We start from the raw sequence: 23,530 nt of genomic DNA, 5'->3' as shown, positions 1-23,530 counted from the left end.
AGGAACGATCTACTTCAGGAGGAACGGGCACGCTATGAGTGAATCCGTGAACTTGCCCGCTCTCGGTGAAAGCGTCACCGAAGGCACCGTCACTCGCTGGCTCAAGCAGGTCGGCGACCGAGTCGAGGTCGACGAACCCCTCCTCGAGGTGTCCACCGACAAGGTGGACACCGAGATCCCGTCCCCGATCGCCGGAGTGATCGAGGAGATCCTCGTGGACGAGGACGAGACCGCCGAGGTGGGCGCGCCCCTGGTACGCATCGGCGACGGCTCCTCCGGGGACTCCGCCGACGACGACGGAGCTTCCACCGGGAATGACGCCGCCGCTGAGGAGCCGGCCGAGGAAGAACCTGCGGCGGCGGAGCCCGCCGACAACGCGACGTCGGACAGTGCCTCCAGCGACAGCGCCTCCACCGACAGCGCGTCCACGGACGAGGCTTCCTCGGATGATGCGCCCTCCGGCGATGGTGAAGGTACCGAGGTCACTCTTCCGGCGCTCGGCGAGAGCGTCACGGAGGGCACGGTCACGCGCTGGCTCAAAGCCGTGGGCGACGACGTCGAGGTCGACGAGCCACTCCTGGAGGTCTCGACCGACAAGGTCGACACCGAAATCCCGTCCCCTGTGGCGGGCACGCTGCAGGAGATCCGCGTCGACGAGGACGAGACCGCCGAGGTGGGCGCGGTCCTCGCGGTGATCGGCTCGGGCAGTGCCGCTCCGCAGAAGGTCGAGGCCGCGTCAGGTGAGCCGGTCGCCGCCGCGCCCTCGGACGAGCGCGAGGATGCCCCCGCCCAGCAGCCCGAGCCCGCCGAGGAGCCCGTGGCGGCCGAGGAGACTGCGAAATCGGGGGCGGCTCCGGCGGCCTCCGGGGAGACCCGGGCCGAGGATGCTCCGGCGCCAGCGGCATCGACGGCGGAGCAGGGTGCGTCAGGCGACGACTCCTCGGCGTCGAACGCCCCCTACGTCACTCCCCTCGTCCGCCGACTCGCGAACCAGAGTGGGGTCGATCTCTCCACGATCAAGGGCACCGGCGTCGGTGGCCGTGTGCGCAAGCAGGACGTCGTCGAGGCTGCGGAGGCACAGAAGGCCCAGCAGGAGGCTCCGGCCGCAGCGCCGGAGGCCGCATCCGCTCCTGCGGCGGGCATGGCTGCCGCCCCCACCGTCGAGCCGTCGAAGCTGCGCGGCACCGTGGAGAAGGCTCCCAGGATCCGGCAGACGATCGCCAAGCGCATGCGGGAGTCCCTAGAGGTGTCCGCCCAGCTGACCCAGGTCATCGAGGTGGACATGAGCCGCATCGTCAAGCTGCGTACCGGCGCGAAGGAGAGCTTCCAGGCCCAGAACGGGGCGAAGCTCACCTTCCTGCCCTTCATCTCGAAGGCCGTGACCGAGGCGCTCAAGCAGCACCCGAAGCTGAACGCCTCCTTCGACGAGGAGAAGAAGGAGGTCACGTACCACGACGCCGAGCACCTGGCGATCGCCGTGGACACGGAGAAGGGCCTGCTCGTACCCGTGATCCGTGATGCGGGTGATCTCAATCTCGGCGGCCTGGCGAAGAAGATCGCCGATATCGGCTCCCGGACCCGCAACGGCCAGATCGGCCCGGACGAACTCTCCGGTGGCACCTTCACCATCACCAACATCGGCTCCGCGGGTGCCCTGTTCGACACCCCGATCATCAACCAGCCGCAGGTCGGCATCCTGGGGACCGGCATCATCGTCAAGCGGCCCGTGGTCGTGACGGGGGCCGATGGCGACGACACCATCGCCATTCGTTCGATGATGTACCTGAGCCTGACCTACGACCACCGGCTCGTGGACGGTGCGGACGCGGGGCGGTTCCTGCAGACCCTGAAGGCGCGCCTCGAAGCGGGCACCTTCGAGGCGGACCTCGGCCAGTAGGCGCAGCACCATGGACGGGAGCGGCCTCCGGGGGCTGCTCCCGTCCTGTTTTCCGGGCGGCACAGGACGCAGTACCACTCCTTCATGACTAGTGGTTCGATGGAACCATGCGTATCCTCCTCGCCGGCGCGTCCGGCACCATCGGAACAGCCCTCACCCGACAGCTCGAGAAGAACCACGAGGTGGCCCGGCTCGTGCGCCGGGACCCGAAGGGTCCGTCGGAGATCCGGTGGAATCCCGCCGCGGGTGAGCTCGACGACTCCGCCATCGAGTGGGCCGACGCCGTGATCAACCTGTCCGGTGCCGGCATCGCCGGTGGACTCTGGACGAGGTCCTACAGGGAGACCCTCTACTCGTCGCGCATCATGCCCACGAGGACGCTCGTCCAGGCGATGCGGAGATCCGGCAATCCGCCGGAGGTGTTCATCAGCCAGTCGGCGTCGGGCTACTACGGTGACCGCGGCGACGAGGTGCTGACGGAGGAGTCGGGATCGGGCGATACTCTGCTGGCGGATATCTGCCGACGCTGGGAGGCAGAGGCCGTGCGCGCTCCGGAGTCCGTGCGCGTCGTCCTGGCCCGCACCGGCATCGTGATGTCGAAGGGGGGTGGGGCACTGCCCAAGCTGCTGATCCCCATCCGGCTGTTCATGGGCACGGCCCTGGGATCCGGCCGGCAGTGGTGGCCGTGGATCAGCCTGAACGACGAGATCCGGGCACTCGAGTTCCTGCTCACCGCCCCGGTGAGCGGCCCCGTGAATCTCAACGCGCCGACGCCTGCTCCCCTCGACGCCGTGGTCGTCCAGCTCGGCAGGGCATTCAGGCGTCCCGTGTGGTTCCGGGTGCCGGGTTTCATCCTCACGACCGTCATCGGCCGGCTGGGTTACGAACTGCTGCTCGTGAGCACGCGGATGGAACCGCGGGCGTTGAAGGACGCGGGCTTCATGTTCGACGAGCCAACGCCTGAAGCGCTCGCGCAGTGGGTGCACCGGGTGGTCACGGCCTAGTTCGCTCAGGGCGGGGGTAGCACCGAGTGGATCAGCCACCCGGACCCGGCGTCCCACAGGACGAAGATCAGCTCCTCCGATCCGGCGACGACCGGATCGGATCCGGTGCGCTCCCCACCCGAGGACGAGTCGGAGCTATCGGTGGCCACCGACTGCACAGCCGTATAGGACGACAGCGCCGCAGTCGCCCGGATCACCACGACCTCCGTGGTCGGCGGAGCGGCGCTGACGGCAGGCAGCTTCTGGAGCGCAGGTACGGACGTGTCCGGCTGGGAGAGGACCACCGCGTGGCGGATGGTGATCGACAGATCGGCCAGACTGCGATCGGCGTCGGCGAGGGCCTGGACCGCGTTCGTGTCGGCCGCCAGCGCGGGTGAGCCCTCGACGTCCACTCCCGCCAGCAGCGCCGCATCGGCCGCCCGGAAGGCTTCTGCTCGGGACGAGACGAGAGCCTCGAGCGCCACGAGGGGCTCGACCGTCGAAGCGGGAGCGTCCGCCGGCCCGGCGCTCTTTTGCTGCCCCCCTCCCCCGGCCGCTCCTGCCCGCGCGGCAGGTTCCTGCGGATCGCCGAGGGTCAGGGTCAGGCCCACCGTCAGCAGCAGCACCGCGATGGCTCCGGCCACGAGGGCGAGAGGCGCCCTGGACGGCACCGTCTCCCCGGGGCGAGGACGCCCGCGTGGGGCTGCCGAGTCGCGCGGCACCCGACACGCCGCCCGTCCCGTCCGCCGCGGCTGCTGACCCCGCGCTGCGGCTGGCGTCCTGCGCCGGGACAGCCTGTCCCCGCCGACAGGTCCCCGCCGCCCGGGAGCCGCCGCGGCCGCGGTTTCGGGGCGGCGTCTGGTCAGCAGTTCGGGCAGCACACTGGTGTGGACGGCCGGTACGAGGTCGACGGGCGCGGGCGTGGCAGCGCGCAGCAGGGTGGCGGCGAAGTCACCCGCCGCGGGTCGGCGGTCGCGATCCGGGCTCAGACCGTCCTCGATGAGGTGCATGAGTGTCACCGGCACCTCCGGATTGATCAGGGCCAGCGGTGGTCTCTCCTCCGTAGGCCCGGGAATCCGACCGGTCAGGGCGAACCACGCAACCGCCGCCAGGGCGAAGACGTCGGCGCCGGGATCGAACGCAGTCCGCCGTGTCGGATCGATGAAGCCGGGGGTACCCGCGTCCGCGCGTCGATCCGTACCCAGGAGGCGGGCGGTCCCGAAGTCACCGAGCAGTGGCCTGCCGTCACTCGTGAAGAGGATGTTCCCGGGGGTGACATCGCCGTGCAGCGCACCCTCGGCGTGCAGGTACCCCAGGACCTGCCCTATCGGTACCAGCGCGGTCACCACCTCCGCCACCGGCAGCGGCCCCCGGCTCGTGAGGAGCCCCAGGAGGGAACCGCCGGGAGCGAGGTCCATCAGCATGCCGGGGCCCTGGTCGGTCTTCACGACCCGGTGCACCCGGAGCAGGTGGTCGTGGGCGAAGCGGCGGAGGAGGCGGAGCTCCTCCGTGATGGCGGCCGCAGGGTGGAGCGCCGAGCGCTCACCGGTCGATTCCCGCGGGTCGCCGGAGTCGGCAGCCGGGTGGGTCAGCCGGGGCAGCTGCTCCGCGGGCAGGGCGGCCCGTCGTCCGTGCCGGCGGTCACGCCCGGCCGGGCCGGCCGGCGCGGCCTCGTCGCGGTGCCGGCGCCGCGCGATCTTCAGGGCGAAGCGCTGCCCCTCGGGGTCCTCCACCAGCCAGACGGCCGATGAACCACCCGCGCCCAGCAGACGCCCCACCTCCAGCCCGGACACCACAGGTCGCACCTCGTCGCTCATGCTTCAGTTCTAGGCCACGGCGGGGCCCAGGGGGCGTTATCCACAGGACCTGGTCCGTGCCGTCATCGCCGGCGCGGCCCCGCGCCGGGACGGCGAAGCAAGATCGCGTCCGATCCGCGCTCTGGCGGGACTACGCTGGGTCCATGACTCTTGTTCTGTCACGTGTCGGCCTGGCCCCGGACTACATCGAGTACACGCAGGGCCTGGAGCTGCAGACCTCCCTCCACGCCCGGGTCGTCGCACACGAGGAACCGAGTACGGTCCTGCTGCTCGAGCACACACCCGTCTACACCGCGGGCAAGCGTACCGAGGACCACGAGCGGCCCTTCGACGGGACCCCTGTGGTGCCGGTGGACCGGGGCGGCAAGCTCACCTGGCACGGTCCGGGACAGCTGGTGGGCTACCCCGTCCTGGCACTCCGCGAACCGGCACGGGTCGCGGAATACGTGCACGTGCTCGAGGACGTGATCATCTCGACCCTGCGGCACTTCGGGCTGGCGGGAGTCAGGATCGACGGGCGGTCGGGTGTCTGGATGGCGGAGACGGCCGATGCGCCGGCTCGGAAGATCGCCGCCATCGGCATCCGGGTGAAGAACCGGGTCACGATGCACGGCTTCGCCCTCAACTGCAGCAATGACCTGGCGCCCTTCCAGCAGATCGTGCCCTGCGGGATCTCCGATGCCGGGGTCACCACCATCTCCGCAGAGACCGGGCGTACTATCTCGCCGGTCGACGTCGTCCCCCTCGTCGAAGCCGCACTGCGCGCGCAGGAGGCCGTCCTCGTGGGTCCGGACTCCGACACTCTCCCCCATGCCACCACAACGTCAGAAGGAGCTCTACTGTGAGCCTTGCACCCGAGGGTCGCCGCCTGCTGCGCGTCGAAGCACGCAATGCCCAGACGCCTGTCGAACGCAAACCGGACTGGATGAAGGCCAAGGTCAACATCGGCCCCGAGTTCGTCGCGATGAAGAACCTGGTGAAGCAGGAAGGACTCCACACGGTCTGCGAGGAAGCAGGCTGCCCCAACATCTTCGAGTGCTGGGAGGACCGGGAAGCCACCTTCCTCATCGGAGGCTCCGAGTGCACCAGGCGATGCGACTTCTGCCAGATCGACACCGGCAAGCCACAGGCGGAGGATCGTAGTGAACCCTTCAAGGTGGCGCAGTCCGTCCGATCCATGAATCTGCGGTACGCCACCGTCACCGGCGTCGCCCGGGACGACCTCGCGGACGAGGGCGTCTGGCTCTACGCCGAGACCATCCGCCAGATCCACAGCATGAACCCCGGCACCGGCGTCGAGATCCTGATCCCCGACTTCTCCGGCCGACCAGAGCACATCCAGGCGATCTGCGACACTTCACCCGAGGTCTTCGCGCACAATGTCGAGACCGTGCCACGGATCTTCAAGCGCATCCGTCCGGCGTTCCGGTACGAGCGCTCGCTCGACGTGATCACGCAGGGCCGGGATCTGGGCATGGTCACCAAGTCGAATCTCATCCTCGGCATGGGAGAGACCCGCGAGGAGATCTCCGAGGCCCTGCGCGACCTCCACGGGGCCGGCTGCGATCTCATCACCATCACTCAGTACCTCCGGCCGAGCGAGCGTCATCTCCCGGTGGACCGCTGGGTGAAGCCGGGCGAGTTCGTGGAACTCAGCGAGGAAGCCGAGGAGATCGGATTCCTGGGTGTCATGAGCGGGCCGCTGGTCCGCTCGTCCTACCGGGCGGGACGGCTGTGGGCCCGGGCGATGCGCAGGAAGGGCCTGGAGCTTCCCCCAGAGCTCGCGCACCTCGATGATTCCGGGTCGGCTGCCCAGGAGGCCTCCTCCCTGCTCGCCGGCTGACCTCGCCCACGCGGAGCACCGGTGGTCCGCGCTGCACCGAGCCCTTGTCCGGTCATGTCGTAGAATCGAAGAACTATGTCACACGCGATCGATCCGGCAGGAACACCTGCGCCCAAACGCCGTCTCTTCTCCCGCAAGCCGAAACCCGGGAAGGGGCCGAAGAAGACCGGGCGGACGAAGCAGATCATCGAGGTCTTCAAGATGACCCGCCGCAGCGATCCGGGGGTGGTCTGGTTCATGCTGCTGGCCTTCGTGGGGATCATCGCGGTGGGCCTGCTCATCGGTCTGCTGATCGACAATGTCATCACGCTGTTGATCATCGCGATCCCGCTGGCCTTACTCGCTGCGATCTTCATCCTGTCCCGGCGGGCCGAACGGGCCGCCTTCTCGCAGATCGAGGGCAAACCGGGGGCAGCCGGCGCTGCGCTGAGCGTCCTCCGCCGTGGCTGGATCCTGCAGGAGCAGCCCGTCGCCGTGAATCCCCGGACGCAGGACGCCGTGTTCCGCGTCATCGGGCGCCCGGGCGTGATCCTCGTCTCCGAGGGCCCGTCCACACGCGTCAAGCAACTCGTGGACGGCGAGAAACGGAAGATGGCGCGAATCATCCCCAACGTTCCGGTGCATGTCATCGAGTCCGGCCGCAGTGACCGCCAGGTCTCCCTCGCGAAAGTGCCGAAGGCCGTCCAGAAGCTGAAGAAGACCCTGACGAAGCAGGAGGTCCACGCCGTGGACAAGCGCCTCACGGCCCTGGGAACCAAGTTGCCCATCCCCAAGGGCGTGGATCCGTTCAAGGCGCGTCCCGACCGGAAGGCCATGCGCGGACGCTGAGCCACGATCGCCGAGAGCTCGGGGCGTCCCGCCGCCCCACCTGATGAGGGCCCCTCCGAACGGAGGGGCCCTCATCATGTCCGGGAGCGGTATCCCTCGAGCGCATACCGGCTCAGATGCGGAACAGTCCCGTCCTACGGACACGATCGTGGAGACCACGCTGGTCGACATCGATGATGACCGCCGGGATCACCAGGCACAGGAGCACACCGCGGATCAGGGCGGTCAGGTACCCCGCCGGTTTCCCGTCGAGTGTCTGGACCTGCATCCGCAGGGCGCGGTGACCGATGCTGTAGCCGAAGAACCCCACCAGCAGGATCTGCTCCGCGAGGAAGACGGCGAGGGTGGCGACGGCGTCGTAGTCGAAGAAGGCAGCCGAGATCACCGAGCACAGTGCCCAGTCGATCAGGAGCGCTCCTGCCCTCGGACCGAAGCGCGCTATGGACCCGGGACCCGATTCCGGGCGGCCGAGACGCTGGCCCGGCCATTCCTGCTGGCCCGACGGCGGGGGCCCGTCCAGCCACGATCCGATGTCGCTCCTGTTCACCACGGATCCAGCCTACCCGCCGTGTACCGGGCTGATGGGGTGGGCACGGGAGCGGACGCGCTAGGCTTGGACCCGCAGTTGCCCTCAATTCACGTCTCGGAAACAAAGGCGACACCAGCGGGACACCGCCTGCTCCTACAGTGGGATCGAGTCCTCGGCACCGTGCAACACCGCGCGGATGTGTCGTGGTCCGCCCTACCCGGGAGCGGTGCAGTCCCACCTGCCGGCGCCGGGTCATTCCCCATCCATGGTTCAAGGAGCACGCACAGATGTTCAAAAATGCGGACGAGGTCCTCAAGTTCATCGCCGACGAGGACATCCGATTCGTCGATGTCCGCTTCACCGATCTCCCCGGGGTGCAGCAGCACTTCAACGTTCCCGCGAAGACGGTGGATGCAGACTTCTTCATCAACGGCCAGCTCTTCGACGCATCCTCCATTCGCGGCTTCCAGGGCATCGCCGAGTCGGACATGCAGCTCATCCCCGATGTGACCACGGCGTACGTCGACCCGTTCCGCATCGAGAAGACGCTCGCGCTGAACTTCTCCATCGTGAACCCGCGCACAGGCGATCCGTACCACCGCGACCCCCGCAGCGTCGCCGAGCGCGCCGAGGCCTATCTGTCCTCGACCGGCATCGCGGACACCGCGTTCTTCGCCTCGGAGGCGGAGTTCTTCATCTTCGACAACGTCCAGTACGAATCGGCCCCGCAGGGCAGTTTCTACAAGGTCGACTCCATCGAGGCACCCTGGAACAGCGGCCGCGAGGAGGTCGGAGGCAACCTCGGCAACAAGACCCCGTTCAAGGGCGGGTACTTCCCGGTGGCTCCCGTGGACAAGCAGGCTGATCTCCGCGACGCCATCTGCGTGGAGCTGGACCGCGTGGGTCTCGAGGTGGAGCGTTCCCACCATGAGGTCGGTGGAGCCGGCCAGGCCGAGATCAACTACAAGTTCACCACCATGACCCACGCCGCGGACGACCTGCAGAAGTTCAAGTACATCGTGAAGAACGTCTCGCAGGCATGGGGGAAGTCCGCCACCTTCATGCCGAAGCCGGTCTTCAACGACAACGGCTCGGGCATGCACTGCCACCAGTCGCTCTGGACCGGGGGCCAGCCGCTCTTCTACGACGAGCGCGGCTACGCCGGCCTGTCCGACACCGCCCGGTGGTACATCGGCGGCCTGCTCAAGCACGCCTCGGCCGTCCTCGCCTTCACGAACCCTACGGTGAACTCCTACCGCCGCCTGGTGAAGGGCTTCGAGGCGCCGATCAACATGGTGTACTCGCAGGGCAACCGCTCCGCCGGCATCCGGATCCCCATCACGGGGTCCAACCCGAAGGCCAAGCGCCTCGAGTTCCGGGCGCCCGATGCGGCGTCGAACCCCTACCTCGCCTTCGCGGCACAGCTCATGGCGGGCCTCGACGGGATCAAGAACCGCATCGAGCCCGCGGACCCGATCGACAAGGATCTCTACGAGCTGCCCCCCGAGGAGGCCAAGGACATCCAGAAGGCTCCGGCGTCCCTCGAGGAGGCGCTGCTGGCTCTCGAGGCGGACAACGAGTTCCTGCAGGCCGGAGACGTCTTCACGCAGGACCTGATCGACACCTGGATCGAGTACAAGCGCGAGATGGAGATCCTCCCCCTCTCCCTGCGTCCCAACCCGTACGAGTTCGAGCTCTACTACGGCGTGTAGCTGGATCATCCGGCGCGGCGGTTGCCGTGCCGGTCGATCGGTCGACGGCGGTCTCCCTCGTGGGGGCCGCCGTTGTGCTGCCCCCGCTGGATCGCTGTTCGGCGCCGGTCGCTCCCACCGATCGGGGAGAAGCAGTGGGTAGGAGCGTCCACCCCCACCGCCCGGCACCGAATGGTGGGAGCGACCGGCGCGACGGCGCGATCGGACCGGCTAGGACCCGTAGAAGTGCCGCTCGAAGATCGTCCGGCTCCGCCGCGTCATCCTCAGGTAGTCCTCCTCCAGATCCGCTCCCCTGCCCGGACCGTACCCACACCAGCGGGCCACGGCCTCGAGGTCCCGCCGCGAGGACGGCAGCTGGTCGGAGGAGCGCCCGGTCCAGATGACGATGGCCGCACGGATGCGCGTGGCCAGGTTCCAGCTCGCCCGCAGCATCTCCACCTCCTCCTCGGGCAGGAGGCCTGCCGCGGCGACGGCGTCGAGCGCGGCGAGTGTCGACTGCACCCGCAGTGAGGCGTCGTCGTGGGCGTGCTGCAGCTGCAGGAGCTGCATGAGCCACTCGACATCGCTGAGCGCTCCCCTCCCCAGCTTCAGATGCCGCGACGGGTCGGCGCCCCGGGGCAGTCGCTCCGCCTCGACGCGGGCCTTGATCCGGCGGATCTCGCGCAGCTCGGGCTGATCCAGCTCCCTCGGGTAGCGCACGTCGTCGATCACGGCGACGAAGTCCGCGGCCAGGGCGTCGTCCCCCGCGATCGGGCGGGCGCGCAGTAGTGCCTGTGCCTCCCAGATGGCCGACCAGCGGCGGTAGTACTCGCGATAGGACTCCAGGGTCCGCACGATGGCGCCCTGCTTCCCCTCCGGGCGGAGAGCCGTGTCGATCTCCAGCGGACGCTCTGCCAGGACGGGAGACCCGCAGGGCTGCGTGAGGAGTGCTCCGAGGCGATTGACGACCCGCTCGGCCTGCTTCTGTGCCGCCTCGGCATCGACGCCGGGATGGGGCCGGTGCACGTAGATGACGTCGGCGTCCGAGCCGTAGGTGATCTCCCGGCCGCCCTGCCGGCCCATGGCGACGACGAGGACGTCGGTCAGCTGCTCCTGGTCGTCGAACACCTGCTTCTCGGCCACATGGAGCGCGCCGAGGATCGCCGCGCGGTCGGCATCGGAGAGCGCCTGCCCCACCTCCGCCTGGGTCAGCAGACTCGCACTGTCGGCGATGGCCACGCGCAGCAGCTCGCGCCGGCGGATGAGCCGGATGAGCCGGATGGCTTCGGCCGGTTCGGGGTGCCGCGACATCATGGAGCGGATCTCCTGCCACTGGGCCTCGAAGGAGTCCGGGACGAGGGCGGCATCGGACCCGAGCCAGCGCGTCGACTCCGGCGAGACCTCCAGCAGATCGGTGATGAACCGGCTGCTCGAGAGCACGGCGCTGAGGCGCTCCGCCGCCGCATTCGAGTCGCGGAGCATGCCCAGGTACCAGTGGCTCTCGCCGAGCGATTCGCTGAGGCGACGGAAGCCGAGGAGACCGGCGTCCGGATCGACGCCGTCCGCGAACCACGCCAGCAGGATCGGCAGCAGCTGGCGCTGGAGCATGGCCCGACGCCGCAGTCCCCCGGTGAGTGCCCTGATGTGGTTCATCGCGCCGCGGGGATCCTGGTACCCGAGGGCGGCAAGTCGTGCCTGCGCAGCCTCGTCGGTGAGCTGGACGTCCTCCGGGCGCAGGGTGGCGGCGTTGTTGAGCAGTGGACGGTAGAAGATGGATTCGTGGAGTCGGCCGACGAGCCTGCGGGTGCGCTGCCACTTCTCCTGGAGGTGCTGCGCGCTGGGCCTGACCATCACCATGCTGCCCTCCGACGACCGGGCGAGCGCGCGCAGCGCCATCTCGTCCTCGGGCATGAGGTGGGTCCTGCGTAGCTGCACGAGCTGGATGCGGTGCTCGAGGACCCGCAGATACCGGTAGGCGTCATCGAGCTCCTGCGCGTCCGTCCGGCCCACGTACCCGGCCGCGCTGAGAGCGGCGATCGCCGAGAGCGTGTCACGGTGACGGATGGAGTCGTCGAGCCTGCCGTGCACCAGCTGGAGCAGCTGCACCGTGAACTCGACGTCGCGCAGGCCCCCGCGCCCGAGCTTGAGCTGCCGGGCCTGCTCGTCGAGCGGGATGTTCTCCGTGACGCGGCGGCGCATGGCACGGACGGCCTCCACGAAGCCCTCCCGCTGGGAGGACGCCCAGACGAACGGGGCGATCGCCTCCTCGTAGCGCCGGCCGAGTCCTGGATCCCCCGCCATGGCCCTGGCCTTGAGCAGGGCCTGGAATTCCCAGGTCCTGGCCCACCGCTCGTAGTAGGACACGTGGGAGGCGAGGGTGCGCACGAGCTGGCCGTCCCTGCCCTCGGGGCGCAGATTCGCATCGACCTCCCACAGGGCCGGTTCCGGTCCGGGCGAGTACACACCACGAGCCATGCCCGAGGCCAGTCCCGTGCCGATGCGGGCCAGCGTCGACTCCTCGAGATCGTCGCCCTCCACGACATAGACCACGTCGACGTCGGAGATGTAGTTGAGTTCCCGTGCACCACACTTGCCCATCGCGATCACGGCGAGCTTCACCCGCGCCACGGTGTCGGCGCCGTAGATCTCCGCAAGATCGGCCCGCGCGACGGCGAGGGATGCCTCGAGGGCTGCGGCCGCCAGGTCCGCGAGCTCACGGGCGACGACGCCCACGTAGTCCACCGGGACGCCGTGGCCCAGGTCGCGGACGGCAAGATCGGTCACCAGCCGCCGGTACACCACCCGGAGCCGGCGATGGGCCTCCACACCGAGCACACCCGCCACCGGGTTCTCCTCCGCCGGGTCGGCCCCGACCGAGCGGAGCAGCTGGGCCCTGAGCTCTGCCGGATCGGCGTCCGGCAGGGGTACGGCCGCGGCCCGGACCACCTCGAGATGCTCCGGATGGCGCATGAGGAACTCCCCGAGCGCCTCGGAGGCACCCAGCAGGCCGAACAGCGGCCGGCGACGGTCGACGTCGGCCATGGCCGCGATGACGGCGTCCCGGTCGACGGCCAGCAGCCGGACGAGGGACTGGAGCGCCATATCTGGGTTCGCCGAGGCGGCAAGGCCCTCGAAGAGCTGGTCCTCGTCGATCCCCGCGAGCTCGGGAGCCTCGAGGAAACGCCGACTCTTCTCCAGATCCGTGAAGCCGTACGTGATCAGCTTGCGGTTGAGGCTCATGGGCCAACCCTAGCCATGCGCTGGCCGGTCCCTACAGGATGCCCAGATTGCGACGCAGCTCGTAGGGGGTCACCTCGATGCGGTAGTCGTACCACTCGGCGCGCTTGTTGCGCAGGAAGTTCTCGAAGACCTGCTCCCCCAGGATGTCCGCGACCAGCTCGGACTCCTCCATCACTCCGATGGCGTCGTGCAGGCTCGAGGGCAGTGGGTCGTGTCCCATGGCGCGGCGCTCGGCCGGGGTGAGGCTCCAGACATCGTCCTCGGCCGCAGGCGGCAGCTCGTACCCCTCCTCGATCCCCTTCAGCCCGGCACCGAGCAGCACCGAGTACGCGAGGTAGGGGTTGCTCGCCGAGTCGATGCCGCGGTACTCGATCCGCGCCGACTGGTCCTTGTTCGGCTTGTAGAGCGGCACTCGGACGAGTGCCGATCTGTTGTTGTGACCCCAGGAGAGGTGGCTGGGCGCCTCCCCTCCACCCCACAGACGCTTGAAGGAATTGACGAACTGGTTGGTCACCGCGGTGAACTCGGGAGCGTGCCGGAGGATTCCGGCGATGAACTGGCGGGCGGTCCTCGACAGCTGGAACTCGGCACCCGGTTCGAAGAACGCATTGGTGTCACCCTCGAAGAGGGAGAAATGGGTGTGCATCCCCGATCCGGGATGCTGCGAGAAGGGCTTGGGCATGAAGGTGGCGTAGCTGCCCGAGGACAGTGCCACCTCCTTGATGATGGTCCGGAACGTCATGATGTTGTCGGCCGTCTGCAGGGCGTCCGCATACCGCAGGTCGATCTCGTTCTGGCCCGGTCCGGCCTCGTGGTGGCTGAACTCCACCGAGATTCCCACCGATTCCAGCATGGACACCGCCCGGCGCCGGAAGTCCTGGGCCACGCCGCCGGGAACGTGGTCGAAATAGCCGGCCTCGTCCACCGGGACGGGTTGCCCGTCGGCTCCGGGATCGGCCGACTTCAACAGGTAGAACTCGATCTCCGGATGCGTGTAGCAGGTGAAGCCCATATCGGCGGCCTTGGCCAGGGTCTTCTTGAGCACCCCGCGGGGATCGGCGGTGGAGGGTTGGCCGTCGGGGGTGAGGATGTCGCAGAACATGCGCGAGGTCTGTTCCGTCTCGCCGCGCCACGGGAGGATCTGGAAGGTGGAGGGATCGGGCTGGGCGAGCATGTCGGCCTCGTAGACGCGGGCAAGACCCTCGATGGACGACCCGTCGAACCCCAGTCCTTCCTCGAACGCGCCCTCGACCTCCGCCGGTGCGAGGGCCACCGACTTCAGCGACCCGACGACGTCGGTGAACCACAGCCGGACGAAGCGGATGTCACGCTCCTCGATGGTCCTCAGTACGAACTCCTGCTGCCGATCCATGCACCCTCATCTCCTCGTTCGACGCCGCCACCAGCGGTGTCCGGACGGTCTGCCGGGTACGGCGTCGTGCAGTCCATACTCTACTGACCGGCCGGAAGGGGCGGCATCCGGGTACGGCGGTGCGCCCTGCGGGTGCCAGCCGCTAGTCTCGTGGCATGACCGACGCCGAATTGCCTGCCCCCTACGGAGACGGAGGTGCCGCCCCCGTTCCCCCGGCGGAGGCGTCGAACGGGGTGAAGCGGCCGGGCCGGGTCCGGATCCACCACCTGCAGCAGGCCAAGGACGAGGGCAGGCACTTCGCCATGCTGACGGCGTACGACCAGTACGCGGCCCAGGTGTTCGACGACGCCGGCATCGAGGTGCTGCTCATCGGCGACTCCGCAGCGAACAACGTTCTGGGGCATGCGACGACCCTCCCCATCACACTCGACGAGATGATCCTGTTCAGCCGGACCGTGAGCCTGGCTGCCTCCACGGCCCTCGTGGTCGCCGATCTGCCTTTCGGGAGCTACGAGGTCTCCCCGGAGCAGGCGGTGGAGTCCTCCGTGCGGCTCCTCAAGGAGGGCCTGGTGCATGCGGTGAAGATGGAGGGCAGCGCCGCCTACGCCGAGACCGTCCGGGCCCTGGTCCGAGCGGGTATCCCGGTCATGGCGCACATCGGCTTCACGCCGCAGAGCGAACACGCCCTCGGCGGCTACCGCGTGCAGGGTCGCGGAGAGACCGCACAGCGACTCCTCGACGACGCGCTGGCGCTGGAGGAGGCGGGAGCCTTCTGCGTGCTGATGGAGATGGTGCCCGACGAGGTGGCCCGGAGCATCGACACGGCCCTGGGCGTGCCGACCATCGGGATCGGTGCCGGCGCCGGGACCACCGGCCAGGTGCTGGTGTGGCAGGACATGGCCGGTCTGCGCGGCGGCCGGCAGGCCAAGTTCGTCAAGCAGTACGCCGATCTGCGGGGCACGCTCTCGGAGGCCGCCCGGTCCTTCGCGGCCGACGTGCGCTCCGGCACCTTCCCCGGCCCGGAGCACAGCTTCTAGCCCGTGACGGGACCGGGCGCCTTGCCCCAGTCGTCGTCGCTCTCCCACGCCTCGTTACGGTCCTTGACCTTCTGCAGTGCGTTCTCCGCCTCGCCGCGCGTGGCGTAGGGACCGATCAGCTGCTTCCAGTCCGACTGCCGGTCCTCCTCGACCTCGCGCGTGCGCACATTGAACCAGTACTCCGTCACATCGACCTCCTGATCGCGGGCCCGCGGGCCCCGTCTCCGACGGACTTCGACGGACGAGCGGCATCCTCCTGCCGTCCGTCCGAGTCCCCTATAGGATCAAGGGTATGCCCCAGTCTCCTGCCACCGCCCCACTCGGGACCCTGACCCCGGGCACCGTCTCACCTCCGCGGCGCGTCCCGTCGAGCATCGAGCGGCCCGAGTACGTGGGCCGCAAGGCACCGGCGCCGTTCACCGGTTCCGAGGTCAAGACGGCCGAGGTCATCGAGAAGATCCGCCATGCGGGAAGGATCGCCGCGCAGGCCATCGTCGAGGTCGGCAGGCAGGCGAAGCCCGGGGTCACCACCGACCAGCTGGACCGTGTGGGCCACGAGTTCATCCTCGACCACGGCGCCTACCCCTCCACACTGGGCTACCGCGGCTTCCCGAAATCCCTGTGCTCCTCCCTCAACGAGGTGATCTGCCACGGCATCCCGGACTCCACCGTCCTCCAGGACGGCGACATCCTGAACATCGACATCACCGCGTTCAAGGACGGCGTGCACGGGGACACGAATCGCACGTTCTGCATCGGGGCGGTGGACGAGGAGTCCCGGCTCCTCGTCGAGCGGACCGAGGAATCCCTGAACCGGGCCATCCGCGCCGTGGCGCCGGGCCGGCAGATCAACGTCATCGGACGGACCATCGAGTCCTATGCGAAGCGCTTCGGGTACGGCGTGGTGCGCGACTTCACCGGACACGGGGTGGGCGAGGCGTTCCACACGGGCCTGATCATCCCCCACTACGACGCCGCCCCGGCCTATGAGCGCGTCATGGAACCGGGCATGGTGTTCACCATCGAGCCCATGCTCACCCTCGGCACCATCGACTGGACCATGTGGCAGGACGACTGGACCGTGGTCACCAAAGACCTGAAGCGGACGGCGCAGTTCGAGCACACGCTCGTCGTCACCGACCGGGGCGCCGAGATCCTCACCCTGCCCTGACGCGGCCTGCCCGCAGCGCGGGTCCTGTACGCGGCATCATCCACTCCGGCCCGCGCCGGCACATCCCGAGGGGGAACCATGGCCAAGCACACCGACAAGAAGAAGTCCGCGAAGTTCCCGACGACGGTCATCGGTGTCGACATCGGCGGGACGGGCATCAAGGGTGGGATCGTCGACCTCGAGAAGGGCGTCATGGTCGGGGACCGCCATCGCATCCCCACACCCCATCCCTCCACCCCGGAGGCGGTCGCCGAGGTGGTGCGCCAGATCGTCGTCGAACTCTCCTCCAGGCCCGAGGGTCCGGCCGAGGACGTCCCCGTGGGTGTGACCTTCCCCGCGATCATCCAGCACGGCGTGGCGCGCTCCGCGGCGAACGTGGACAAGAGCTGGGTGGACACCGACGTCGACGCCCTCTTCACCGAGGTGCTCGGACGCGACGTACGCGTCATGAACGACGCCGACGCCGCAGGCCTCGCGGAGGTCCGCTACGGCGCGGGCAAGGGCCGGAAGGGCACGGTGCTGGTCATCACCCTCGGCACGGGCATCGGTTCGGCCTTCGTCTTCGACGGGAAACTCGTGCCCAACGCCGAACTGGGGCACCTGGAGATCGACGGGCACAACGCCGAGTCGAAGGCCTCCGCCGTCGCACGGGAACGCGACGGCATCGGCTGGGAGGAGTACGCCGTACGCCTGCAGCGCTACTTCTCCCACGTCGAGTTCCTCTTCTCGCCGGAACTGTTCATCGTCGGGGGCGGTATCTCCAAGCGCGGGAGCGAGTACCTGCCCCTGCTCGATCTGCGGACACCGATCATAGTGGCCCAGCTGAGGAATCACGCGGGGATCGTGGGCGCCGCACTGCAGGCCGCCCTGATCGTCGACGGCCCCGCCTGACGCGAAGGTGTGACCGGGGAGTTCTACCGGGCGGTCAGTGGCCGCTGGGCTCCCCCGGGGACGCGGGCGCCGTCCTCCGCCTGGCGGCGGAGGGTGTCGATGGCGTCCTCGAAGTCCTCGAGGGACTCGAATCCGCGGTACACGCTGGCGAAGCGTAGATAGGCGATCTGGTCGAGCTTGCGCAGTGGTTCCAGGATGGCGAGGCCCACTTCGTGGGCATCGATCTCGGCCACGCCGCTGGCCCGGATGTTCTCCTCGACCTCCTGGGCTAGGAGTGCGAGATCATCCTCCGTCACCGGGCGGCCCTGGCACGCCTTGCGCACACCGTTGATGATCTTGGACCTGCTGAACGGCTCCCCTGCACCGGAGCGCTTGATGACACTGAGGCTGGTGGTCTCGACGGTGCTGAACCGGCGACCGCACTGCGGGCACTGCCTCCGACGCCGGATGGCCGAGCCGTCGTCGCCGAGGCGACTGTCGACCACGCGTGAGTCAGGGTTGCGGCAGTACGGGCAGTACACGGCACCACCTCAGCTCGATCCGATGTCCTCCGGCCAGTTTAGGGCGCGGAACGGCCAAACAACAACACTGTGATTCTGCTCCGGGGATTCTCCACCACCACCGTGATTCTCGGACGAACCCGCCCGGACCGCTGCCCGATCAGGCCGCCGGCGTCCCGAAGCGGGCCGTGACGGCTTCACCGTGCGCGGGGAGGTTCTCCGCCTCCGCCAGCGCGATGATGGACGACGACACCTCGTGCAGCGCGGCGCGGTCGTAGTCGATCAGCTGGACGGCGCGCAGGAAGGTCGTCACATTGAGTCCCGAGGCGAAGGCCGCCGTGCCGCCGGTGGGCAGCACGTGGTTCGACCCGGCGCAGTAGTCCCCCAGGCTGACCGGGCTGTAGGGCCCGATGAAGATGGCACCGGCATTGCGGATCCGGCCGGCCACGGCGGCGGCATCCCGCGTCTGGATCTCGAGGTGCTCGGCGGCGTAGGCGTTGCACACGGCGATGCCGGCCTCGATGTCGTCGACCAGCACCACGCCCGACTGCGGACCGGACAGGGCGGTGCGCACGCGCTCGGCGTGGCGGGTCCGCGCAGCACCGGTGCGCAGTGCAGCACGGACGGCGTCGGCGAGTTCTGCGGAGTCCGTCACGAGCACCGACGCGGCCTGCGGGTCGTGCTCCGCCTGGCTCACGAGATCGGCGGCCACCAATGCGGCGTCGGCCGTCTCGTCCGCGAGCACCGCGATCTCCGTGGTGCCGGCCTCGGAGTCGATACCCACCCGACCCCTGACGAGGCGCTTGGCCGTGGCGACGAAGGCGTTCCCGGGGCCGGTGATGACATTCACGGGATCGATGCCCCGATCCGGGGCGTGGGCGTCGGCGACCCCGTAGGCCAGCGCCGCGACGGCGTGCGCGCCACCCATGGCGTAGACCTCCGTGATGCCGAGCATCGACGCCGCGGCCAGGATCACCGGGTGCGGCCACCCGCCGTACTCCCGCTGCGGGGGCGAGGTCAGGGCGATGGAGCCCACGCCGGCGGCCTGCGCGGGCACCACGTTCATGACCACCGAGGACGGGTAGACGGCCAGGCCACCGGGGACGTAGAGACCCACCCGATCCACCGCGACCCACATCTGGGTGAGCCGTGCCCCTGCTGCCGGCTCGACGACGACCGGCTGCGGGAGCTGAGCCTCGGCGAAGATCCGCGCGCGCCGGATGGCCTCCTGCAGTGCCGAGCGGACGTCGTCGTCTAGCGCGTGGGCCGCCGCGGCGATGACGTCCGCCGGCACCCGGGGGTGGTCACGGTCGACGCCGTCGAAGCGGAGGGCGAAACTGCGCAGCGCCTCGAAGCCGCCGCTCCTGACCTCGTCGATGATCGCCTGCACGGCGGGTTCCGCGGATCCGGCGCTCACGGCGGCCCGCGGCATGGCGTCCTTCAGCCCGGCAGGCGTGAGGCGGTGACCGCGCAGGTCGATGGTCCGGAAGTCGAGGGGAGGCAGGGTACTGGCCGCTGAAGTCACTCCGGAAGTCTAGCGGGCACTGCCGGCACCCGGAGCCGTGGTGCCGGGGCGGGCGGCGGGGGCGGGTCAGTTCTTCCGGCGGGCGAGACCGATCAGGGCGGTGACGAAGACGATGATGCTTGCCGCCGCGGGCCAGATGGCGAGCGCTCCATAGGATGCGAGGAGGAAGTCCGACCCCGGGAGGTCGTCGCGTCCATGGGGTCCGAGGAGGGAGGCGAGCCCCTGCCCCACGCCGAGGGCCAGGAGGGAGCCCAGGATCGAGCCACCGATCGCCGCGAGAATCCGCCCGATGACGCCCGGCAGGCCCAGGCGCAGTGCCACCAGGACCCCCACGGTGATCCCGGCCGCCAGTTCCAGCCCGGCGAGGGTGAGATCCCGGAGCACCCAGTCCTCGGACACCAGCGGATCACCGAAGATCCGCCCGGTGGGCGCGAGGAGCCACCAGGCGATGCCGACGAGCACCCCGAGCAGGATGGTGGAGCCCAGCCACCAGACCACCCCGGCCGGAGGCACCGACCTGCGGTCCTCGGCGACGGCGTAGACGGACGGTGGATAGGTGGAGGATCCGGTGTCCGGCTTCTGACTGGCACGCATGGGTTCTACATTAACAAATGCACCCGGGCCACCGGACGGAGCTGCCCGCCGCCGGGTCAGGCGTCCAGGCACGCCGGACCCAGGAGCACCTTCAGGTCGCCGAAGAGCCCCGGCGTGGGGGTGACGCGCAGATCCACCCCGAGCTTCATGACCTCCACCTTGCGGGAGCTGTTGAGCCTGATCAGCACCTCGCTGGTTCCGGGATGGGTCCTCAGGACGTCCCCGAGGGCGCTCACGGCGGTCTCCGTGGCCTTGTGCTGCGCCATGGAGATCACCACCGGCCCGGAATGCCCCCCGCTGAGATCGGGCACCGTGAGCTCCTGGGCGTTCAGCATGACCGCGCCGTCGTCGCGGCGCTGCAGCCGTCCGCGCACCACCACGATGAGGTCCTCCGCGAGGACGCCCGAGATGGGCCCGTACACCTGCCCGAAGAACATGACCTCCATCGAGCCCGCCAGGTCCTCGATCTCGGCCCGTGCGTAGGCGTTGCCGCTGTTCTTCGCGATCCTGCGCTGTAGTGAGGTGATCATCCCCGCGATGGTGACGATCGCGCCGTCGGCCGGACCCTCCTCGCCGATGATCGACGGGATCGGGGAGTCCGCGTGCTGGCCGAGGATCCCCTCGAGCCCCTGCAGCGGGTGGTCCGAGACGTAGAGACCGAGCATGTCGCGTTCGAAGGAGAGTTTGTCCTTCTTGTCCCACTCCGGGAGATCGGGCACCTCCACCGACAGTCCGCCGGGCCCGCCCATGCCGCCGTCGTCGTCGAAGGCACTGAAGAGGTCGAACTGGTTCGCGGCCTCGTTGCGCTTGAGGACGATCACGGAGTCCACGGCCTCCTCGTGGATCACCGCCAGGGCCCGGCGGTGATGGCGGAGGGAGTCGAAGGCGCCGGCCTTGATCAGCGATTCGATGGTGCGCTTGTTGCAGACGACGGCGGGCACCTTCTGCAGGAAGTCGCTGAACGAGGCGAAGGCACCCTTGTCGTTCCGCGCGCCGACCATGGCCCCCACCACATTGGCCCCTACGTTGCGGATGGCTCCCATGCCGAAGCGGATGTCCCGACCTACCGGGGTGAAGTCCACGCTCGACTCGTTGACGTCCGGCGGCAGCACCGTGATGCCCATGCGGCGGCACTCGTTGAGATAGATGGCGAGCTTGTCCTTGTCGTCGCCGACGCTCGTGAGCAGGGCGGCCATGTACTCGGCGGGGTGATGCGCCTTCAGATAGGCCGTCCAGTAGGAGACCAGACCGTAAGCGGCGGTGTGGGCCTTGTTGAAGGCGTAGTCCGAGAAGGATTCGAGCACGGTCCAGAGCTTGTCCATGGCGGCCTGCGAGTAGCCGTTGGCCTGCATCCCGGCGAAGAAGTCCGCCTGCTGCTTGTCCAGCTCGGACTTCTTCTTCTTGCCCATCGCCCGGCGGAGCATGTCCGCCTGGCCGAGCGTGAAGTTCGCCAGCTTCTGCGCTGCGCTCATCACCTGCTCCTGGTAGACGATCAACCCGTAGGTGCTGCCGAGGATCTCCTCGAGCGGACCCTCGAGCTCGGGGTGGATCGGCTCGATCTCCTGGAGGCCGTTCTTCCGCAGGGCGTAGTTCGTGTGCGAGTTCACGCCCATGGGTCCGGGACGGTACAGCGCCAGGACCGCCGAGATGTCCTCGAAATTGTCGGGACGCATGAGTTTCAGCAGGGAGCGCATGGGGCCGCCGTCGAGCTGGAAGACACCGAGGGTGTCGCCGCGGGCCAGCAGCTCGTAGGATGCCTGGTCGTCCAGTTCGAGGTCCTCGAGGACGAGGTCCTCACCCTTGTTGGCGAGGATGTTCTCCACCGCGTCGGTGATGATGGTCAGATTCCTCAGCCCGAGGAAGTCCATCTTGATGAGTCCGAGGCCCTCACAGGTGGGGTAGTCGAACTGCGTGATGATCTGGCCGTCCTGCTCACGGCGCATGATCGGGATGATGTCGATCAGTGGGTCGGAGGACATGATCACGCCCGCGGCATGGACACCCCACTGCCGCTTCAGCCCCTCGAGCCCGAGGGCGGTCTCGAAGACCTTCTCGGACTCGGCATCGGTACGCAGGAGCTCGCGCAGCTCCTCCGCCTCGGAATACCGCTTGGCCTCCTTGTTGTGCACGTCGGCAAGGGCCAGGCCCTTGCCCATCACGTCCGGCGGCATCGCCTTGGTGAGCCGCTCGCCCGTCGAGAACGGGTAGCCCATGACGCGGGAGGAGTCCTTGAGTGCCTGCTTCGCCTTGATGGTGCCGTAGGTGACGATCATGGCCACGCGCTCATCGCCGTACTTGTCGCTCACGTAGCGGATGACCTCGGACCGGCGACGGTCATCGAAGTCGACGTCGAAGTCGGGCATGGACACGCGCTCGGGGTTGAGGAAACGCTCGAAGATCAGACCGTGCTTGAGCGGGTCGAGATCGGTGATGCGCATCGCGTAGGCCACCATGGAACCCGCACCCGAGCCGCGTCCCGGACCCACCCGGATCCCGTTGTTCTTCGCCCAGTTGATGAAGTCGGCGACCACGAGGAAATAGCCGGGGAAGCCCATCTGGGTGATGACCCCCACCTCGAACTCCGCCTGCCGTCGGACGTCGTCGGGCACGCCCGCGGGATACCGGGCGTGCAGTCCCGTCTCGACCTCCTTGACGAACCAGGACTGCTCGTTCTCCCCCTCGGGCACGGGGAAGCGCGGCATGTAGTTGGCCTTGGTGTTGAACTCGACGTCGCACCGCTCCGCGATCAGCAGCGTGTTGTCGCAGGCCTCGGGGTAGTCGCGGAAGATGGCGCGCATCTCGGCGGGCGACTTCAGGTAGAACTCGTTGGTGTCGAACTTGAAGCGCTTCGGATCGGCCAGGGTGGACCCTGACTGCACGCACAGGAGCGCGGCGTGGGCCTTCGAGTCCTCGGCGTGGGTGTAGTGGAGGTCGTTGGTGGCCACGAGCGGCAGGCCGAGCTCCCCGGCGAGCCGGATGAGATCCGCCTTGACGGTGCGCTCGATGTCCAGACCGTGGTCCATCAGCTCGCAGAAGTAGTTCTCCGCGCCGAAGATGTCCCGGAAGTCGGAGGCCGCCTGCTTCGCCTCGTCGTACAGCCCGAGCCGCAGCTTGGTCTGCACCTCACCCGAGGGACACCCCGTGGTGGCGATGAGGCCCTTGCCGTAGGTCTGCAGCAGATCGCGGTCCATGCGCGGCTTGTACAGATAGCCCTCGAGGGAGGCGAGCGAGGACATGCGGAAGAGATTGTGCATGCCCTCCGTGGTCTCGGACCACAGTGTCATGTGCGTGTAGGCACCGGCGCCGGAGACGTCGTCGCGCCCTCCGCCACCCCATTTGACGCGCGTGCGGTCGTTCCGCGCGGTGCCCGGCGTGAGATAGGCCTCGACGCCGATGATCGGCTTGATCCCGGCGGTGGTGGCCTTGCTCCAGAAGTCGAAGGCCCCGAAGACGAACCCGTGGTCCGTGGTCGCCAGGGCCTTCATGCCGAGTTCCTCGGTGTGGCTGAACAGATCCGTCAGCCGGGCGGCGCCGTCGAGCATCGAGTACTCGGTGTGGTTGTGGAGATGGACGAACGATTCACGCGATGCTGGGGTAGCCACCTGGCAAGTC

General features: G+C 68.7%; 18 protein-coding genes. 9 read left to right on the top strand and 9 right to left on the bottom strand.

The window, feature by feature from the left end:
- The first annotated feature begins 34 nt into the window (after window positions 1-34).
- Both sucB and FQ377_RS09675 read left to right on the top strand, forming a co-directional pair.
- Complete coding sequence (gene sucB / locus FQ377_RS09680) at window positions 35-1,897, top strand: 2-oxoglutarate dehydrogenase, E2 component, dihydrolipoamide succinyltransferase (RefSeq protein WP_148601059.1); 1,863 nt, start codon at window positions 35-37, stop codon at window positions 1,895-1,897.
- A gap of 107 nt (window positions 1,898-2,004) precedes the next feature.
- The gene (locus FQ377_RS09675; RefSeq protein WP_148601058.1) at window positions 2,005-2,901 is read left to right on the top strand and encodes a TIGR01777 family oxidoreductase; all 897 of its coding nucleotides are present in this window, start codon (window positions 2,005-2,007) and stop codon (window positions 2,899-2,901) included.
- Between the two features lie 5 nt (window positions 2,902-2,906).
- Here FQ377_RS09675 and FQ377_RS09670 read toward each other — a convergent pair whose 3' ends face one another.
- Complete coding sequence (locus tag FQ377_RS09670) at window positions 2,907-4,697, bottom strand: serine/threonine-protein kinase (protein WP_148601057.1); 1,791 nt, start codon at window positions 4,695-4,697, stop codon at window positions 2,907-2,909.
- Between the two features lie 143 nt (window positions 4,698-4,840).
- On the opposite strand from FQ377_RS09670, the gene lipB reads away from it, so the two are divergent.
- From lipB to FQ377_RS09655, 3 genes are all read left to right on the top strand, one after another.
- Window positions 4,841-5,542: a lipoyl(octanoyl) transferase LipB gene (gene lipB / locus FQ377_RS09665; protein WP_148601056.1), complete on the top strand. Its 702-nt coding sequence runs from the start codon at window positions 4,841-4,843 to the stop codon at window positions 5,540-5,542.
- The gene (gene lipA / locus FQ377_RS09660) at window positions 5,539-6,540 is read left to right on the top strand and encodes a lipoyl synthase (protein ID WP_148601055.1); all 1,002 of its coding nucleotides are present in this window, start codon (window positions 5,539-5,541) and stop codon (window positions 6,538-6,540) included. The genes lipB and lipA overlap by 4 nt, the downstream gene beginning before the upstream one ends.
- 75 nt (window positions 6,541-6,615) lie before the next feature.
- Complete coding sequence (locus FQ377_RS09655; protein WP_148601054.1) at window positions 6,616-7,368, top strand: DUF4191 domain-containing protein; 753 nt, start codon at window positions 6,616-6,618, stop codon at window positions 7,366-7,368.
- Window positions 7,369-7,480: 112 nt separating this feature from the next.
- Here the strand turns inward: FQ377_RS09655 and FQ377_RS09650 are convergent, their stop codons facing one another.
- Entirely contained in the window at window positions 7,481-7,918 is a 438-nt protein-coding gene (locus FQ377_RS09650; RefSeq protein ID WP_148601053.1) for an RDD family protein, read from the bottom strand.
- 266 nt (window positions 7,919-8,184) lie between these two features.
- Here FQ377_RS09650 and glnA (FQ377_RS09645) point away from each other — a divergent pair, with 266 nt between their 5' ends.
- The gene (glnA, locus tag FQ377_RS09645) at window positions 8,185-9,609 is read left to right on the top strand and encodes a type I glutamate--ammonia ligase (RefSeq protein ID WP_148601052.1); all 1,425 of its coding nucleotides are present in this window, start codon (window positions 8,185-8,187) and stop codon (window positions 9,607-9,609) included.
- Window positions 9,610-9,819: 210 nt separating this feature from the next.
- Here the strand turns inward: glnA (FQ377_RS09645) and FQ377_RS09640 are convergent, their stop codons facing one another.
- The gene (locus FQ377_RS09640) at window positions 9,820-12,828 is read right to left on the bottom strand and encodes a bifunctional [glutamine synthetase] adenylyltransferase/[glutamine synthetase]-adenylyl-L-tyrosine phosphorylase (RefSeq protein ID WP_148601051.1); all 3,009 of its coding nucleotides are present in this window, start codon (window positions 12,826-12,828) and stop codon (window positions 9,820-9,822) included.
- Between the two features lie 31 nt (window positions 12,829-12,859).
- Window positions 12,860-14,200, bottom strand: coding sequence for a type I glutamate--ammonia ligase (gene glnA / locus FQ377_RS09635; RefSeq protein ID WP_148601050.1), 1,341 nt, complete (start codon window positions 14,198-14,200; stop codon window positions 12,860-12,862).
- Between the two features lie 155 nt (window positions 14,201-14,355).
- Between glnA (FQ377_RS09635) and panB the strand changes: the two genes are divergently transcribed.
- Window positions 14,356-15,237 carry a 3-methyl-2-oxobutanoate hydroxymethyltransferase gene (gene panB / locus FQ377_RS09630; protein WP_148601049.1) on the top strand — a complete coding sequence of 294 codons (882 nt, stop codon included), beginning with the start codon at window positions 14,356-14,358 and terminating at the stop codon, window positions 15,235-15,237.
- Here the strand turns inward: panB and FQ377_RS09625 are convergent.
- Window positions 15,234-15,425: an SPOR domain-containing protein gene (locus FQ377_RS09625; protein ID WP_148601048.1), complete on the bottom strand. Its 192-nt coding sequence runs from the start codon at window positions 15,423-15,425 to the stop codon at window positions 15,234-15,236. The genes panB and FQ377_RS09625 overlap by 4 nt on opposite strands.
- 104 nt (window positions 15,426-15,529) lie before the next feature.
- Between FQ377_RS09625 and map the strand changes: the two genes are divergently transcribed.
- Together map and ppgK are read left to right on the top strand one after the other, a co-directional pair.
- A complete protein-coding gene (gene map, locus FQ377_RS09620) occupies window positions 15,530-16,408 on the top strand; it encodes a type I methionyl aminopeptidase (RefSeq protein ID WP_148601047.1) in 879 nt (292 codons plus the stop codon).
- Window positions 16,409-16,486: 78 nt separating this feature from the next.
- Complete coding sequence (ppgK, locus tag FQ377_RS09615) at window positions 16,487-17,299, top strand: polyphosphate--glucose phosphotransferase (protein WP_148601046.1); 813 nt, start codon at window positions 16,487-16,489, stop codon at window positions 17,297-17,299.
- A gap of 23 nt (window positions 17,300-17,322) precedes the next feature.
- Here ppgK and nrdR read toward each other — a convergent pair whose 3' ends face one another.
- The 4 genes from nrdR to dnaE all read right to left on the bottom strand — a co-directional run bounded on the left by nrdR (window position 17,323) and on the right by dnaE (window position 23,520).
- Window positions 17,323-17,820: a transcriptional regulator NrdR gene (gene nrdR / locus FQ377_RS09610; RefSeq protein ID WP_148601045.1), complete on the bottom strand. Its 498-nt coding sequence runs from the start codon at window positions 17,818-17,820 to the stop codon at window positions 17,323-17,325.
- Window positions 17,821-17,959: 139 nt separating this feature from the next.
- On the bottom strand, window positions 17,960-19,324 hold the full coding sequence (gene hisD, locus FQ377_RS09605) for a histidinol dehydrogenase (RefSeq protein WP_262364382.1): 1,365 nt from the start codon (window positions 19,322-19,324) through the stop codon (window positions 17,960-17,962).
- A gap of 66 nt (window positions 19,325-19,390) precedes the next feature.
- Window positions 19,391-19,918, bottom strand: a complete 528-nt coding sequence (locus FQ377_RS09600) for a hypothetical protein (protein WP_148601044.1) — start codon at window positions 19,916-19,918, stop codon at window positions 19,391-19,393.
- A 56-nt stretch (window positions 19,919-19,974) separates the two neighbouring features.
- Window positions 19,975-23,520, bottom strand: coding sequence for a DNA polymerase III subunit alpha (gene dnaE, locus FQ377_RS09595; RefSeq protein ID WP_262364381.1), 3,546 nt, complete (start codon window positions 23,518-23,520; stop codon window positions 19,975-19,977).
- Window positions 23,521-23,530: the final 10 nt, after the last annotated feature.

The organism is Arthrobacter echini (genome assembly GCF_008107445.1).
GTDB classification, from domain to species: domain Bacteria; phylum Actinomycetota; class Actinomycetes; order Actinomycetales; family Micrococcaceae; genus Arthrobacter_D; species Arthrobacter_D echini_A.
Note: the sequence above shows the minus strand (reverse complement) of the source record. Positions and strands in the feature narration are given on the sequence as shown.

Bases quoted from the DNA above. Each gene is read 5' to 3' on its own strand.
- sucB (WP_148601059.1), top strand. From the start codon at position 35: ATGAGTGAATCCGTGAACTTGCCCGCTCTCGGTGAAAGCGTCACCGAA.
- FQ377_RS09675 (WP_148601058.1), top strand. From the start codon at position 2,005: ATGCGTATCCTCCTCGCCGGCGCGTCCGGCACCATCGGAACAGCCCTC.
- FQ377_RS09670 (WP_148601057.1), bottom strand. From the start codon at position 4,697: ATGAGCGACGAGGTGCGACCTGTGGTGTCCGGGCTGGAGGTGGGGCGT.
- lipB (WP_148601056.1), top strand. From the start codon at position 4,841: ATGACTCTTGTTCTGTCACGTGTCGGCCTGGCCCCGGACTACATCGAG.
- FQ377_RS09655 (WP_148601054.1), top strand. From the start codon at position 6,616: ATGTCACACGCGATCGATCCGGCAGGAACACCTGCGCCCAAACGCCGT.
- glnA (WP_148601052.1), top strand. From the start codon at position 8,185: ATGTTCAAAAATGCGGACGAGGTCCTCAAGTTCATCGCCGACGAGGAC.
- FQ377_RS09640 (WP_148601051.1), bottom strand. From the start codon at position 12,828: ATGAGCCTCAACCGCAAGCTGATCACGTACGGCTTCACGGATCTGGAG.
- glnA (WP_148601050.1), bottom strand. From the start codon at position 14,200: ATGGATCGGCAGCAGGAGTTCGTACTGAGGACCATCGAGGAGCGTGAC.
- panB (WP_148601049.1), top strand. From the start codon at position 14,356: ATGACCGACGCCGAATTGCCTGCCCCCTACGGAGACGGAGGTGCCGCC.
- map (WP_148601047.1), top strand. From the start codon at position 15,530: ATGCCCCAGTCTCCTGCCACCGCCCCACTCGGGACCCTGACCCCGGGC.
- ppgK (WP_148601046.1), top strand. From the start codon at position 16,487: ATGGCCAAGCACACCGACAAGAAGAAGTCCGCGAAGTTCCCGACGACG.
- FQ377_RS09600 (WP_148601044.1), bottom strand. From the start codon at position 19,918: ATGCGTGCCAGTCAGAAGCCGGACACCGGATCCTCCACCTATCCACCG.